This window comes from Aphanizomenon flos-aquae FACHB-1287 (assembly GCF_014698755.1).
GTDB lineage: Bacteria > Cyanobacteriota > Cyanobacteriia > Cyanobacteriales > Nostocaceae > Dolichospermum > Dolichospermum flosaquae.
Genome location: NZ_JACJTO010000015.1, coordinates 54,297 through 69,149, shown reverse-complemented (window position 1 = coordinate 69,149; position 14,853 = coordinate 54,297). Strand labels below are relative to the sequence as shown.

The following is a 14,853-nucleotide window of genomic DNA, read 5'->3' as shown; positions in this document are numbered from 1 at the left end:
GTGATTGTGTGGAGTGTTTAAAATTATGGTTTCATTAATGGCTAGGACTCAAGGCTGTATTTCCGAATTTGCAAATAGCGGAATGTTAAATTCCATACCATTACCAACCAACGCTCTATTTGGTACAGATGGTATTCGTGGTCAAGTAGGAGACTTACTAAATGCACCTTTAGCCCTACAAGTGGGTTTTTGGGCGGGGATTGTCCTCCGTAGCCATACTGATCATCCTGGACCGATTATATTGGGACAAGACTCCAGAAACTCCAGTGATATGTTAGCAATGGCCTTGAGTGCCGGTTTAACCGCTGCTGGTATAGAAGTGTGGTATTTAGGATTATGTCCCACACCTTGCGTAGCCTATCTGACCAGCATTACCCCTGCTATTGGTGGAATCATGATTTCCGCCAGCCACAATCCCCCAGAAGACAACGGAATTAAGATATTTGATCAACATGGCGGAAAGTTATCCAAAGCCCTACAAGGCGAAATTGAAGGGGGATTACGAGGTAAATTATCTCCAGCTTCTCAAATCCATAATTGTGGCAGACACTATTCTCGTCCAGAGTTGATCAAAACATATAGCCAGTCTATTAAAACACCTTTAGCATCTGGACTTACCCTCCAAGGGATGAAGATTGTTCTAGATTTAGCCTGGGGTGCAGCAGTAGGTTTAGCACCTACGGTATTTACGGAAATGGGTGCAGAGGTAATTTGTTTACATAATCAGGCAGATGGCGATCGCATTAACGTCAATTGCGGTTCTACACATTTAAATATTCTCCAAACCGCAGTCCAAGAGCATCGAGCCGATATGGGTTTTGCTTTTGACGGCGATGCAGATCGAGTTTTAGCTGTGGATAATACGGGGAGATCCGTTAATGGTGATTATATTCTTTACCTTTGGGGTCGCCATTTACAACAAAAACAACAACTTCCAGATAACTTGATAGTTTCTACCGTAATGGCTAATTTAGGCTTTGAAAAAGCTTGGCAACAAATAGGTGGTAAATTAATTCGTACCGCTGTCGGTGATCAATATGTCCAAGCCGAAATGCGGAAAACTGGGGGAATGTTGGGAGGAGAACAATCAGGACATATCCTTTGTAGTCATTATGCCATGACCGGCGATGGCTTATTAACAGCTTTACATATTGCCGCTGTGGTCAAAGAAGCTAATCTTTCCTTGGGAGAAATGGTAGACCAAAGTTTCCAAACCTATCCCCAAATTTTACGAAATGTGCGAGTATTAGATCGGGAGCGACGGTTAGGATGGGAAAATTGTCAACCAGTGCAACAAGCCATTGCTAAAGCCGAAGCAGCAATGGGTGATAATGGTCGAATCCTTGTCCGGGCTTCTGGAACCGAACCCGTAATTAGGGTCATGGTAGAAGCCGCAAATGCTGAACTTGTCCACCATTGGACAAATGAATTAGTTTCACAAGTTGAACAACACCTAGCTTAAAAGTTCAGAAACAACAAACTTAAAATTTTGTTACAAACCACGACATACCGATAGGATAATCGGTCTTTTGTGTTATACTGTCACGGTATAATTTAGATATCTTTTTAGAACACAGGGAATCTTCTATGACTCTTCGTCTTGGTGATACAGTACCTAACTTTACTCAAGCCTCTACCCATGGGGAAATTGACTTTTACTCCTGGGCTGGTGATAGCTGGGTGGTACTATTCTCTCATCCTGCTGACTTTACACCAGTTTGCACCACCGAACTAGGAACTGTTGCTAAACTAAAACCAGAATTTGACAAACGCAACATCAAAGCGATCGCTCTCAGCGTTGATGATGTAGAATCTCACAATGGCTGGGTGGGGGATATTGAAGAAACCCAAAGCACCACCCTCAACTACCCGATTTTGGCAGATCCAGATCGTAAAGTTTCCGAACTTTATGATATGATTCACCCCAACGCAGCAGCTACTGTCACCGTGCGTTCTGTGTTTATTATTGACAACAATAAAAAACTCCGTCTCACTTTCACCTACCCTCCCAGCACCGGACGCAACTTTGATGAAATCTTGCGCGTTATTGATTCTTTGCAATTAACCGATAATTACAGCGTTGCTACCCCCGCAGACTGGAAAGACGGTGGAGATGTGGTGATTGTACCATCTTTGAAAGATCCTGAAGTCCTCAAAGCCAAATTCCCTAAAGGTTATCAAGAAATCAAACCTTATTTGCGAATGACTCCTCAACCTAACAAGTAGGTTTCCTTAAAAATCCCCTAGGCTTTAGTTTAGGGGATTTTACACTCAGTGGTCAGTTGTCAGTTGTCAGTTGTCAGTTGTCAGTTGTCAGTTTTCTCAACCCGTATCTTTAGATAGGAAACCGTTAATAATCTAGATATCCTCTGGTTCAAATTGTGCTACTGTCACCGCATTAAATGCAAAGGACAAAACTAAGGGAATAGGGCATTTAAACCAAAAAGCATAAATCACTGCTATGATAGTGGTGGATATGGCAGCACAAGCCCAATACCTTTCCTGATTAGTTAATCCATTTTCTTCTTTAATTACCCTTAAAACTTCCATAGGAATTGGTTCTGGCATGACTCCACCCGGAGGAAACGCCCAATAATTACCCCGTCTCTCAACAAATAAATCCGTCCAGCCGTTTTCTAAGCACCACGCTTCAATCCATTGAATAGAGTAATGGTTTATCATATTAAATACCAATTGCTTTGTAAATTTTTACAGTCTGTTAACTTAAGTATGTTGAAGATCTTAGTTAGATATAGCCGTATTCAGCCGTAAATATCTCTGATTATATGGCTTTTGGTTCATCCTTTTCGATATTTGTTAAATTATTTTATACATATTAAAAATTCTGCTCCCATGGTTATATAATGACAATTTTTAACACCAACCTATTAATAAAGATTATCAGTTCTTGTCACTACTAGACTTCAAAAGATAACAAACTTTACTTGTAATCAAACTTAATAAATGTCAGTGGTTAGTTGTCCATTGTCCGTTGTCAGTGGTTAGTGGTAACTTTCTTTCTTCTTTCTTCTTCCTGAACTCCTAGCCCTCACAAATAACTTTTTCAGCAAACCTTAGTTAAAATTAAGAAAAGGGAGTAATTCAAAATATGATTACAAAATATTAACGTTTATGCAAAACTGAACTAATTATCAATTATTGACCTGGACTCATTAACAATGTTTTGGCAAAAAAGTTTAGGATGGATTTTAGGAATTATGGTTTGGTGCGTCACACAGCCAGCATTAGCAGACTGGACTCATCCTTTATCATATAGTAATGCAGAATTGTCAAGACAAGACTTTTCTGGACAAAGTTTACAAGCTGCGGAATTTTCTAACGCTAACCTGGAAATGACCAACTTTACAGGTGCAGATTTACGAGGAACAGTTTTCAGCGCTTCCGTAATGACAAAAGCAAATTTACATGGAGCAAATTTAACAAATGCTATGATCAATGAGGTAAAATTAATAGGTGCTGATTTAAGTAATGCCGTTTTAATAGAAGCTCTTTTACTTCGGACTGTCTTCACAGATGTTAATATTACAGGTGCAGATTTTACAGATGCAATTTTAGATAAAGCACAAATAAAAGAGCTATGTCAAAAAGCCAGTGGTGTAAATTCCCAAACTGGTGTAGAAACTCGTGATTCCTTAGGATGTCAATGAAACTTGGTATAATTGGTGGTGGACAACTAGCTTGGATGATGAAAAACGCAGCAACCAAGCTGGGAGTAGAATTAATAGTCCAAACTCCTAGTCAAAATGACCCAGCCGTATCTATTGCCCATGATAGCATTTTGTCCGCAGTTGATGATGCCGCTGCTACGGAAATTTTAGCTACAAAGTGTGATATCATTACCTTTGAAAACGAGTTTGTAGATATTGCTGCTTTATCACTACTCGAAAAACAGGGTGTTTGTTTTCGTCCTCAATTATCAGCTTTAGCACCGCTGTTAGATAAATATGAACAACGGTGCTATTTACGGGATTTAGGTTTACCAGTTCCCCAGTTTTTGGCATTATCAGCGGAAAAAGAGGTAGAATCTCAAATTGAAGGTTTGAGTTTTCCTGTGGTTCTCAAAGCTAGAAGACATGGATATGATGGACAGGGAACTTTTATTATTCCCGATTTGACGAATTTATTAATAATAATTAATCAAAGTCATACTCAGTTTTTAATTGAAGAATTTGTGCCTTTTACCAAAGAACTGGCTATAATTGCAGCCCGTTCTGTAAATGGGGAAATTGTCATCTATCCAGCGGTAGAAACTTTCCAAAAAGAACAGGTTTGTCGGTGGGTAATTGCACCAGCTAAAATTACCAAAGAGCAAAATTTGCAAATCGAAGCGATCGCCCATAAACTATTAAATAGTCTTGAATATGTAGGAGTTTTTGGTATTGAACTATTTCTCACTAATGAGGGGAAAATTCTCATTAATGAAATAGCACCACGGACCCACAACTCCGGGCATTTTTCCCTGGATGCTTGCGAAACTTCCCAATTTGAACAACATCTGAGAGCCGTGTGTGGTTTACCATTAACCAATACTAGATTAAATTGTTCTAGTGCCGTTATGGTTAATTTGCTAGGATATGAAAGCTGCCAAAGCAATTACCAAAAACAACGCCAACAACTCGCAGTTATTCCCCAGTCCACTGTCCACTGGTACGGCAAAATAGAAGCTCGTCCCGGGCGTAAACTTGGACATATCACAGTTTTATTAGAGGCAGATCAAAGAAATGCCTTAAAGGACATTATACACAAAATTGAATCTATCTGGTATCCCCCAGAAAAAATTTGCCAAAATTTTCCCTAGATAAACACACAAACTATTTTTCAAAGCTATAATGGGTTAGTTGCACTACGACGATTGGTGACTGCCATCAAGTTTTTTGATCTATGTCTTTAACAACAAGGGAGCTAAACAATTCTCGTGGCAGTATACCGGGCTTGTACCCGGAAACTTTAAACGAGGACCCTCAGTTCCCACCTGGTTTAACCAGGTCATAAACTTAGGTAAAACGGCGTTGCGGTGAACTAAAAAATTTTAGCTCTCTAGTTGGTTAAACTGGGGAGCTTTACAATGAGTCACATTTCGACTTAGCGGGCAAGATGCCCACAGCACAAGAGTTTTATTATTAATATCTGTACTTCTAAATCCTGCTGATAGCGAAGCGTGGCGTTAGCCATACTCTTGAGTTCCCCGATTTTTTCCAGTCAGTCATGACTAATTAAAGAAATACGCTACACTCATGTTAGGGGCGAACTAAATGCAGTTCGTCACAAGACTTCTTGGAAGATATCCCTATCGCAGGAAGTGGGTTGAAGCCCACTTTTTTTATTGAATTCTCCCATGACTCATCCTTTAATACCACAAATTACTGATTTGGCGACACCAGTAGCCGCAAAACTAGGATTGGAAGTTGTTAGTATAGTTTTTCATACAAACCAACGTCCCCCAGTCTTACGGGTAGATATCTTTAATCCTCTACAGGACATTGGCCTGGATGATTGTGAAAGGATGAGCCGGGACTTAGAAGCCTCACTAGACGAGGGAGAGATCATCCCAGACGCTTATGTGTTGGAAGTATCCAGTCCTGGTATTTCGCGGCAACTGGTAACAGACAGGGAGTTTATTTCCTTCAAAGGATTTCCTGTAATTATTTCCACTTCCCCACCCTACGAGCAACAGCAAGAGTGGATAGGTCTATTGATTCGCCGGGACGAGACTACAGTTTACCTAAATCAAAAGGGTCGTGTAGTGAAAATTCCCCGTGAGCTTATTACCAGTGTACAAATGGATGAGCGTCACTAATCAATTTTAGATTTTAGACTTTGGATTAGGGACTGGTAACTGGTAATTGGTAAGGAGTAATTGGTTCTGGTAAAACAATTACTTTTTATCAGTTATCTCATTGTGCTGACCGTTTACATAAAATTTTAGGAGACTGCGTATGTCAATGGTGACTTTATCGGGATTAAAAGAGCTAATCGAAAGTATTAGCCAGGAACGAAACTTACCGCGTGTAGCTGTACAAGCAGCCATTAGAGAAGCCCTAATTAAAGGTTACGAACGTTATCGTCGCGCCCAAAATTTAGAACGCAGACAATTTGATGAAGAGTATTTCAATAATTTTGAGGTAGAATTGGATATTGATGGCGAAGGATTTCGAGTTCTTTCCACCAAAACTATTGTCGACACAGTTAGTAACACTGATCATCAAATTTCCTTGGACGAAGTCCAGCAAGTAGCCCCAGAAGCCCAACTGGGAGATTCTGTAGTATTGGATGTCACCCCGGATCAGGGGGAATTTGGGCGCATGGCTGCCATGCAAACTAAGCAAGTATTGGCGCAAAAACTACGGGATCAACAACGCCAAATGGTGCAAGAAGAGTTTCAAGACTTAGAAGGCACGGTATTACAAGCTAGAGTATTGCGATTTGAACGCCAATCTGCGGTTTTGGCAGTTACTAGCGGCTTTGGACAATCAGAAGTAGAGGCAGAATTACCCAAACGGGAACAGCTACCCAATGATAACTATCGGGCTAATGCAACTTTTAAGGTATATCTGAAAAAAGTTTCTCAAGGGCAGCAACGAGGTCCGCAATTAATGGTATCTCGTGCTGATGCAGGTTTGGTTGTTTATCTATTCGCCAACGAAGTTCCAGAAATTGAGGATGAGGTGGTGCGAATTGTGGCTGTAGCCCGGGAAGCTAATCCCCCTTCTCGTTATGTTGGACCGCGGACAAAAATTGCCGTTGATACCCTAGACCGGGATGTAGACCCCGTGGGGGCTTGTATTGGGGCGAGGGGATCAAGAATCCAAGTGGTAGTAAATGAATTACGGGGTGAAAAAATTGATGTGATTCGCTGGTCTCCAGATCCAGCTACCTATATTGCCAATGCTTTGAGCCCAGCAAAGGTAGATGAGGTCAGACTCATGGACCCAGAAAGTCGCCAAACCCATGTTTTAGTTGCTGAAGATCAACTCAGTTTAGCTATTGGTAAAGAAGGGCAAAATGTCCGGTTAGCAGCCCGTCTCACTGGTTGGAAAATTGATATTAAAGATCAGGCTAAATATGACCAGGAAGCCGAAGATATTAAATTTGCAGCGGTGAGAGCCCAAAATCAACCACAAAATGATCACGATGATAGGTCTAACCGAGAAGATAAAATGGAAGAAGAATTAGAATTGGAGGAGGATAGGTTTGACAGTAGGGAGGAAGATTAATTCCTGGAGTTGTCAAAACTAATTTGAGCAAGCAAGAGGCATAAGGCAAAGGGGCATCTGACTCAATTATCAATCACAATAAGTATTCAAAAAGACATTGTTTAACATCCCCAAGATATTTAGCTGAATCTGGCAAAAGACTGATGAAACCCAACTATCGGCGTTGTATTAGTTGTCGTCAAGTAAACTTGAAGCAAGAGTTTTGGCGGATTGTCCGCGTCTTTCCATCTGGAAAGGTACAATTAGATCAGGGCATGGGGCGTTCTGCCTATATTTGTCCACAGGAGAGTTGCCTACAAGCAGCTCAGAAAAAAAATAGATTAGGCAGATCGCTGCATGGAACAGTGCCAGATACAGTGTATCAAACATTGTGGCAACTTCTAAATCACAGCGATCGCCAAGATCGTATTTAATGGTAACAACTAAAATTGCGATCATCTCTCAGAATATTATGACCAAAGCCGAATTATTCGGGATCTGATCGTCACCTTTAGTATCGCTCAAGTTAGTGTCAAAATAGTAGATGGATGTAAACAACTTTCTCAATCTCCCTTTTGTGGACAAAACGGAAGGCCTTACTCCCAACAAGTTTTTTTTTGATTGTATTGTGGAAGACTCACAAATCAGCAAAACAAAAAACCAACAATGGCAACCTGGTAGCGTCAAATCCCAGTTCTGCATCAACCATCACTCCTGGTGGAGATGCCAGTATTAAACCGAAACATCTCTCTTTCCTAACTGGAGGCACCGGCGATCTCACCAAGGGCAACCGAAAAAGCAGTGATCAAAGGGTGGAGATGTCACAAACCAGGCAACCATCCATTAAAACTGTAAATTAAAGGGGAAAGAGTGGATGAACAACGGAAAAGTTAGAATCTATGATTTATCAAAGGAATTGAATTTGGATAATAAAGAGCTACTAGCAATTTGCGACCAGCTCGATATTGCGGTCAAAAGCCATAGCAGCACGATTTCCGAATCGGAAGCTGAACAAATTCGTAGTGCGGCCGAAAAAGTTGTCGCTACAAATTTGGCCTCTAAAAAGGCACAAGGTACAAACGGCCATAAACCAAATTCATCCCAAAACCGTCCAAGCGCCAATCACAAACAGCAAATTCTAGAAATTCGCAAACCGAAAATATTGAGAAACACTACCACCAACTTACCCGATACTTCAGTTGCTGCTAATGCTGCTGAGGCTAATAGTCCTTCACCTCCACGGCCTTTTGCTACACCAGTCTCATCTATGAAGCCGACGGCACCAACTCGACCAGTACCCCGGAATCAATCCGAGACTCCGCTTAAACCTCATCCTATTCAACCAGAACAGGTATCTCTCCCTCAACCGGTCGGGGAGAAGGTAGCAGCGGAAAAATCAGAGAAAATATCTACTCCCAGACCAAAACCAGAGAAAGCGCAAAAACCCCAGTTGGTTTCTCCTTCCCCTAGGGTAGATGGCACAAAAGTACCGGAAACCCCAACTTTAGGAACATCGGAAAAACCTCTCCTCAAACGCGATCGCCAGCAACGCGTTGAAGAAGATAGGCAACCAATTAAAGGTAAAGCCAGTAAACCTTCAACTGACCAAGGTTTACCATCACCACCACCGAAACCCAGTCGAGCTAATCCTTCGGCACCAACAAGGCCAGAACAGCGCGGTGGTAGACCATCAGTTGGCGGAGATATCCAACGTCCTAGACCTGCACGTCCCGGTGAGCCAGCGGCCATTCCCACGGCAACTCCACCCAGACATAATGTGGGCGGTGGGAAAAAAGAAGTATTGGATGAAACACCAGTAATTCCTGATCTTCTGGATTTAAAACGCCCTACACCCCCTCGTTTGAACAAGGGTGGGAAAAAATGGCAAGAAGAAGAAATCATTGATGAAATCAAGGAAAAAGCTAAGATTGGACCCAAGGGCAAACGGGTCAAACCAATCGTAGAAGATGATTTACTAGATGAGGATGATTTACTAGATGAAGATGGTCTAGAAATTTCTACAGCGGTGCAAGTGAGTCTTTCCATTGCCCGTCCCCCCAAACCCAAGGGTACTCGTGCCGGTGTCCCAGCCGTAGCGGTTGTGGCTGCTCCTACTACCAGAGGCAAAAAATCCAGTTCTTCCCGTGACCAACATCGTCGTCAAGAAAATGTAGATCAAAAACCAGACCGTCCAGCTACACTGGCTGTTACTGGCCCATTAACAGTTCAAGAATTGGCTGATGCCCTAGTAATTGCCGATACAGAGATTGTCAAAATCCTGTTTATGAAGGGTATGGCCGTCAGTATTACCCAAAATCTGGATATTCCTACCATTACCCTAGTCGCCAAAGAACTAGAAGTTGAAGTCGAAATCGTTGAAAGAGAGGCTGAAGCTCGGAAGGTCACGGAAATGATTGATGTGGCCGACTTGGATCACCTCATTCGTCGTCCTCCAGTTGTTACCATTATGGGTCACGTAGACCACGGTAAAACTACTCTCCTCGATTCCATTCGCAAAACCAAAGTTGCGTCTGGGGAAGCGGGCGGTATTACCCAGCATATCGGCGCGTATCATGTTGATATAGTCCATGAAGGTAAACCACAGCAGATTGTCTTCCTTGATACTCCTGGTCACGAAGCTTTCACCGCGATGCGTGCCAGAGGGGCTAGGGTGACGGATATTGCCGTGCTAGTTGTAGCTGCTGATGACGGTGTTCGTCCCCAAACCATTGAAGCTATTAGTCACGCCAAAGCTGCTAATGTTCCCATTGTTGTGGCAATCAACAAGATTGATAAAGAAGGCGCGCAGCCAGAACGGGTTAAACAGGAACTTACTAATTATGGTCTCACCGCTGAAGATTGGGGTGGTGAAACCATCATGGTTCCCGTTAGCGCCATTAAGGGCGAAAACCTCGACACCCTCCTAGAAATGATTATGTTGGTGTCGGAAGTAGCCGAACTATCCGCTAATCCAGATCGGGTCGCAAAAGGAACAGTCATTGAGGCTCATTTGGATAAGGCGAAAGGTGCAGTTGCTACCTTGCTAATTCAAAATGGTACTCTCCACGTTGGAGATATGCTGGTGGCTGGTTCAGCTTTCGGTAAGGTCCGTGCTATGGTCAATGACCGTGGTAAGCGTGTAGATCTGGCTAGTCCATCCTTTGCTGTGGAAGTATTGGGTTTAAGTGATGTCCCTGCTGCTGGTGATGATTTCGAGGTCTATGAAAATGAAAAAGAAGCTCGTACTATAGCCAGCGATCGCGCCGACAAACAACGTCAATCCCGCTTGTTGCAAGGTCGTGTCACTCTCACAACCCTATCAGCACAAGCACAAGAAGGCGAGTTGAAGGAACTGAACTTGATCCTCAAGGGCGACGTGCAAGGTTCTGTGGAGGCTATTATCGGCTCTCTCCGCCAAATTCCTCAAAACGAAGTGCAAATTCGGATGCTTTTGGCTACGGCTGGAGAAATCACCGAAACAGACATAGACTTGGCTGCGGCTAGTAATGCTGTCATCATTGGTTTCAACACTACCTACGCCAGCGGCGCGAGGCAAGCTGCGGATGAAGCAGGTGTAGATGTTCGAGAATATAATATCATCTACAAACTCTTGGAAGATATCCAAGGTGCTTTGGAAGGTTTACTCGAACCAGAATTGGTGGAAGAACCTTTGGGACAAACGGAAGTCCGTGCTGTCTTCCCAGTTGGCCGAGGCGCGGTTGCTGGTTGTTATGTTCAATCTGGTAAACTGGTTCGCAACTGTAAAGTGCGCGTCCGTCGTTATAATAAGGTGGTTTATGAAGGTGTTCTTGATTCCCTCAAACGGATGAAAGAAGATGCTCGTGAGGTCAACGCAGGTTATGAATGTGGTATCGGCATTGATAAGTTCCATGATTGGGTGGAAAATGACATCATTGAATCCTACCAATTGGTAACTAAACGTCGGACTCTGACTATGACTAAATAGTGACGTGCATCCAGCGTTGAGTGCTGAGTTAATGAGTGTTGAATTGAGACTGTTTCGAGTTCAACACTCAAATGATGTCAACTCAGCACTCCGTTATTTACAAGTGATATCGCCGGAGTTACTGAGGAAGAGGGAAGAAATAAAACCCTGTTTTAGTCGGAGTTTGATGATCAATTAATGTTTTAACTTCCTGGCGGATTGCTATAAATTTAAAAAAATTATCTGTTTAATTAAGAACCAGTTTTTTTTAGAAGTTTCTCGCCAAAAATTCTGTATTTTGTGATGAATGAGACAGAATTTTCAGGTATAAAACCATTATATTCAGGAGAGATTCAGCAAAAATTCTCAGTTTTAGATTTGGGTAACTAAAATTAATTAAATTTATGTCTTACCTCATGAGTGTAAAATAAATAGAAATCTGAAATTTAACATCCTAAATCCCCAATTGTCCAACTCTGGAAGTGAAAAATAAGGAATGAGGAATTATGGCTCAATTTCCAACTTCTAGCGATTACGCCCATAGCACCGATAATAAAGGCTATGTCAGCGGTGAACGTAGAAATTATCAAGTATCTGCTAATACTCAATTTTGGCACAACCTGAAATATGCGATTTCTGCTAGTTCGGGTTTTCAAAGATGGCAATTAGAATGTAACGCTCAATTACAAAGTTTACGTTTAGATCAACAAGTACAAATGTATTTAAGAGAGACTTTAGAAACTTTAGCTTATTAACCATTTGGTAAATATAGCAGGAGTCACTGAGTTAGAAGTAAAATCTTCTTTTCAATTCTATAAGCAATTGGTTTCAGCGGAGAAGTTGAGGGTAAGAGATCTTATCCTCAATTTTTATGTGTATCCTCGACTGAATTCTATTCTAACTCTATTATTTGAATAAATTAAGTCACTTATTCACCTAAAACTCGCCCTTCCACGCGCTCATATTCATCCTCAAGTAGCCAAAGTTTTGCTTTTTTATACCTGGAACAAGCAAAAACTATTTTGTATTTTTCCGTAGCGTTATTTATCCAACACACCACGTAAAGGTTAAAAAACATTTCGCTATGTTGTAAGTAGAGAAAATTAGATTGTAGTTTAAGTTAATTGTAAGTATTAGTATACTAAAACAATTCCCCCTGTTCTCCTATATCTTGATTTTCCCTTTGTGCTTTCTTAAATGTCAATTCTCCCTGTTTCATATCAAAAAATTCTGGTCGCTTCTGTCCTGTCAATAATTCTTCAATAGTTAAAATTTGCACTTTCGCGTAATTTCTGCCATTTCCAGCTTTATAAAAACCTGAAGATACTGCTTCTTTAATCATTGGTTGACTGGGAGGTGTGAGAGTCACAAACAATCCTATTTCTGCCTTATTTGTCTCCATTGTACCGCGTAAATCTCTAATCATCGCTGGGTTAAGATTTTTCCCACCTTTAACACTGACAATAATCTTTTTCACAGCAGTTTTATTTGATTTTTTGATATCAATAACATCTTCAAAAAATATCAATCCATCAATACCACCATCTGCACCTTTCTTTTGATCTTTATAGGGTTGTGCATTAACTAAAGAACAAGCCCACCATTGAAATTGATAGGGGTCACGAGCAAATAAATCTTCGGCTGCTGCTAAATCTTGGGGTGTACCTTCTACTTCAAATTCAATCCCTGGAACTAACTTTTGATTTTTATTTTCATCTTCAATAAATTTGTTAGGAAAAGCATCTCTTAATCGTTTTTCTATTAAAGCAATTGCTAAATGAGTAATATCAATACCGATCCAATTTCTACCTAAATTTTCTGCTGCGTGTATTGCTGTTCCACATCCACAAAATGGATCAAGTACAATATCACCTTTATTACTACTAGCTTGGATAATTCTTTCTAATAAAGATAAAGGTTTTTGAGTAGGATATCCTAACCGTTCTTTAGCTTGAGAAGAAACAGGTTTAATATCACTAATTATATCTTGAATCTGTGTACCTGGAGCTTCATCTAAATATCTCTTATATTGTGGTACTTGCCCTTTCACTGGCCAGTAGATTAGATTATTAGCATCTAGAATATCTAGTTTTTCTTGTGTTGATAGTGACTTAGAATTACCATTAATTAAGCTTTCAATTGCTTTGACAGGTAATGCCCAGTGACGACCAACATCTGTAGGGTTAATACCACGCCAAGGTTTACCTGAATCACCTTTTCTGATACCTGCTGCTGTTAATGTTACAAGCCGATAAAACCCTTTATCATCTTCAAATCTATAAAAGTCTTTAATATAGTTTTCGTCGTAGTCTTGATAGACTTTATGCCATGTATAATCTTTCGTTTTTGTGTATAACAAAATAGTATCGTGAACAGGTCCCCACCTTTTAGCACCTCCATGAGAACCAGTCCTTTTCCAGATAATTTCATTTCTAAATTTATCCGCTCCAAAAATCAAATCTAAAATCATTTTTAAATAATGACTTGCTGTAGGATCGCAATGTAAATATAAACTACCTGTAGATTTGAGAACTCGATGTAATTCTATTAATCGAATGGACATCATTACCAAATAAGCTGATAATGAATTTTTACCTAAAGTTCTCACTAATAAATCTAATAATTGATACAATTCACCTTTTATATCTTGAATTTCATCCAAAAATCGTTCTGATTCAATTCCCCATGTCCAAGTATCTTCAAAAGCTGTAATTTGAGCTTCTGAACCTTTACCAGTAGAATTTTTGAAGAAAATATTATAATTAGCTTGAGAATTAAAAGGCGGATCAAGATAGATTAAATCAATACATTCATCAGGAATATTTTCTCTGAGGACTTGTAAGTTATCACCGTAGTAAAGACGTTTCATAGATGTTGACATAACTAATTTATAAATATTTTCAACTAAATATTATAACATATCTCCATAAAAATCCTCATCTAGTAACTGTTCTAAAGTAAAAGGTAAATCAAGAGGATATTCAGATTCATCTGGTTTTCTCACTCCCAAATTAGCATTTTTACTTTCTTTAATTGCCAGTTTTCTAGCATTAGCATAAGCAATAAAAATTACCTCATGAATATAATTTTTTAAAGAAGGATTTTCTTGTAAATCTTTTTTAATTCTAAAGCGATGTTAAGCAATAGAACTGTACCAACTTCTTTTCATTATTTCAGTAATCATCTTTTATCAATCATAATGATATTTACAAGACAGAATAATCAATAAATCTTCTTCTATCTTGTAAACTAATCTATGTTCATCTGTAATTCGTCTTGACCAGTAACCTTGCAATTCATATTTTAGTCGTTCTGGTTTACCTATCCCAGAAAATGGTTCTCTTTGGATATCTTTAATTAATTCCAAGATTTTTTTAAAGACTTTTTTATCTTCCTTTCCCACTCACCCAATTGTTCAAAAGCTTCTGGTTCAAATGCTACTTTTTTCATATTCATCTAAATCAACATAAATTAGGTTGCCTTTGTCTACATTTTCCATAGCTTTGAGTAGATGTTGTTTGTTAGCTTCTGATTTGAGAAGATAGGTAGTTTCATCTTCTTCAATAGGTGATTCAACTAGGATAATAACTTCTACAACTGTCCCTGCTGGTAATTCAGTGGTAGATAGTTCGATTTTGCCATCTTTACCGACAATAGCCTTTTGTTTAATTCCACTGAGCATAATTTTTAATT

General features: G+C 40.1%; 13 protein-coding genes, 1 other RNA gene and 1 pseudogene. 10 read left to right on the top strand and 5 right to left on the bottom strand.

The features are described 5' to 3' along the window. Positions 1 to 25: 25 nt before the first annotated feature. Positions 26 to 1,462, top strand: a complete 1,437-nt coding sequence (gene glmM, locus H6G44_RS09465) for a phosphoglucosamine mutase (RefSeq protein WP_190386196.1) — start codon at positions 26 to 28, stop codon at positions 1,460 to 1,462. A gap of 125 nt (positions 1,463 to 1,587) precedes the next feature. After that, complete coding sequence (locus tag H6G44_RS09460; RefSeq protein ID WP_190386197.1) at positions 1,588 to 2,226, top strand: peroxiredoxin; 639 nt, start codon at positions 1,588 to 1,590, stop codon at positions 2,224 to 2,226. A 132-nt stretch (positions 2,227 to 2,358) separates the two neighbouring features. Here H6G44_RS09460 and H6G44_RS09455 read toward each other — a convergent pair whose 3' ends face one another. Next, a complete protein-coding gene (locus H6G44_RS09455; RefSeq protein WP_190386198.1) occupies positions 2,359 to 2,682 on the bottom strand; it encodes a slr1957 family protein in 324 nt (107 codons plus the stop codon). Positions 2,683 to 3,179: 497 nt separating this feature from the next. On the opposite strand from H6G44_RS09455, the gene H6G44_RS09450 reads away from it, so the two are divergent. The 8 genes from H6G44_RS09450 to H6G44_RS09415 all read left to right on the top strand — a co-directional run bounded on the left by H6G44_RS09450 (position 3,180) and on the right by H6G44_RS09415 (position 11,915). Continuing rightward, the gene (locus H6G44_RS09450; RefSeq protein WP_190386199.1) at positions 3,180 to 3,668 is read left to right on the top strand and encodes a pentapeptide repeat-containing protein; all 489 of its coding nucleotides are present in this window, start codon (positions 3,180 to 3,182) and stop codon (positions 3,666 to 3,668) included. Next, positions 3,659 to 4,819, top strand: a complete 1,161-nt coding sequence (locus tag H6G44_RS09445; protein ID WP_190386200.1) for a 5-(carboxyamino)imidazole ribonucleotide synthase — start codon at positions 3,659 to 3,661, stop codon at positions 4,817 to 4,819. Before H6G44_RS09450 ends, H6G44_RS09445 begins: the two co-directional genes overlap by 10 nt. 39 nt (positions 4,820 to 4,858) lie before the next feature. Further along, a non-coding RNA gene (gene ssrS / locus H6G44_RS09440) (6S RNA) lies at positions 4,859 to 5,043 on the top strand. Positions 5,044 to 5,356: 313 nt separating this feature from the next. Continuing rightward, entirely contained in the window at positions 5,357 to 5,818 is a 462-nt protein-coding gene (gene rimP / locus H6G44_RS09435) for a ribosome maturation factor RimP (protein WP_190386201.1), read from the top strand. Positions 5,819 to 5,957: 139 nt separating this feature from the next. Next, positions 5,958 to 7,235 (top strand): transcription termination factor NusA, encoded by a 1,278-nt coding sequence (gene nusA, locus H6G44_RS09430; RefSeq protein WP_190386202.1) that lies wholly within the window; start codon positions 5,958 to 5,960, stop codon positions 7,233 to 7,235. A gap of 143 nt (positions 7,236 to 7,378) precedes the next feature. Then, positions 7,379 to 7,648, top strand: a complete 270-nt coding sequence (locus H6G44_RS09425; protein ID WP_190386203.1) for a YlxR family protein — start codon at positions 7,379 to 7,381, stop codon at positions 7,646 to 7,648. Between the two features lie 440 nt (positions 7,649 to 8,088). Further along, positions 8,089 to 11,181 carry a translation initiation factor IF-2 gene (infB, locus tag H6G44_RS09420; RefSeq protein ID WP_190386204.1) on the top strand — a complete coding sequence of 1,031 codons (3,093 nt, stop codon included), beginning with the start codon at positions 8,089 to 8,091 and terminating at the stop codon, positions 11,179 to 11,181. A gap of 485 nt (positions 11,182 to 11,666) precedes the next feature. Further along, positions 11,667 to 11,915 carry a hypothetical protein gene (locus H6G44_RS09415; protein ID WP_190386205.1) on the top strand — a complete coding sequence of 83 codons (249 nt, stop codon included), beginning with the start codon at positions 11,667 to 11,669 and terminating at the stop codon, positions 11,913 to 11,915. 386 nt (positions 11,916 to 12,301) lie between these two features. Here H6G44_RS09415 and H6G44_RS09410 read toward each other — a convergent pair whose 3' ends face one another. The 4 genes and pseudogenes from H6G44_RS09410 to H6G44_RS09395 all read right to left on the bottom strand — a co-directional run bounded on the left by H6G44_RS09410 (position 12,302) and on the right by H6G44_RS09395 (position 14,842). Then, positions 12,302 to 14,041 carry a DNA methyltransferase gene (locus tag H6G44_RS09410; protein ID WP_242031696.1) on the bottom strand — a complete coding sequence of 580 codons (1,740 nt, stop codon included), beginning with the start codon at positions 14,039 to 14,041 and terminating at the stop codon, positions 12,302 to 12,304. A 30-nt stretch (positions 14,042 to 14,071) separates the two neighbouring features. Continuing rightward, a complete protein-coding gene (locus H6G44_RS20255; RefSeq protein ID WP_311138959.1) occupies positions 14,072 to 14,284 on the bottom strand; it encodes a DUF29 family protein in 213 nt (70 codons plus the stop codon). 66 nt (positions 14,285 to 14,350) lie between these two features. Further along, a pseudogene (locus H6G44_RS09400) lies at positions 14,351 to 14,610 on the bottom strand (Txe/YoeB family addiction module toxin). Continuing rightward, a complete protein-coding gene (locus tag H6G44_RS09395; protein WP_028091509.1) occupies positions 14,591 to 14,842 on the bottom strand; it encodes a hypothetical protein in 252 nt (83 codons plus the stop codon). The pseudogene H6G44_RS09400 and the gene H6G44_RS09395 overlap by 20 nt, the downstream one beginning before the upstream one ends. Between the last annotated feature and the right edge of the window lie 11 nt (positions 14,843 to 14,853).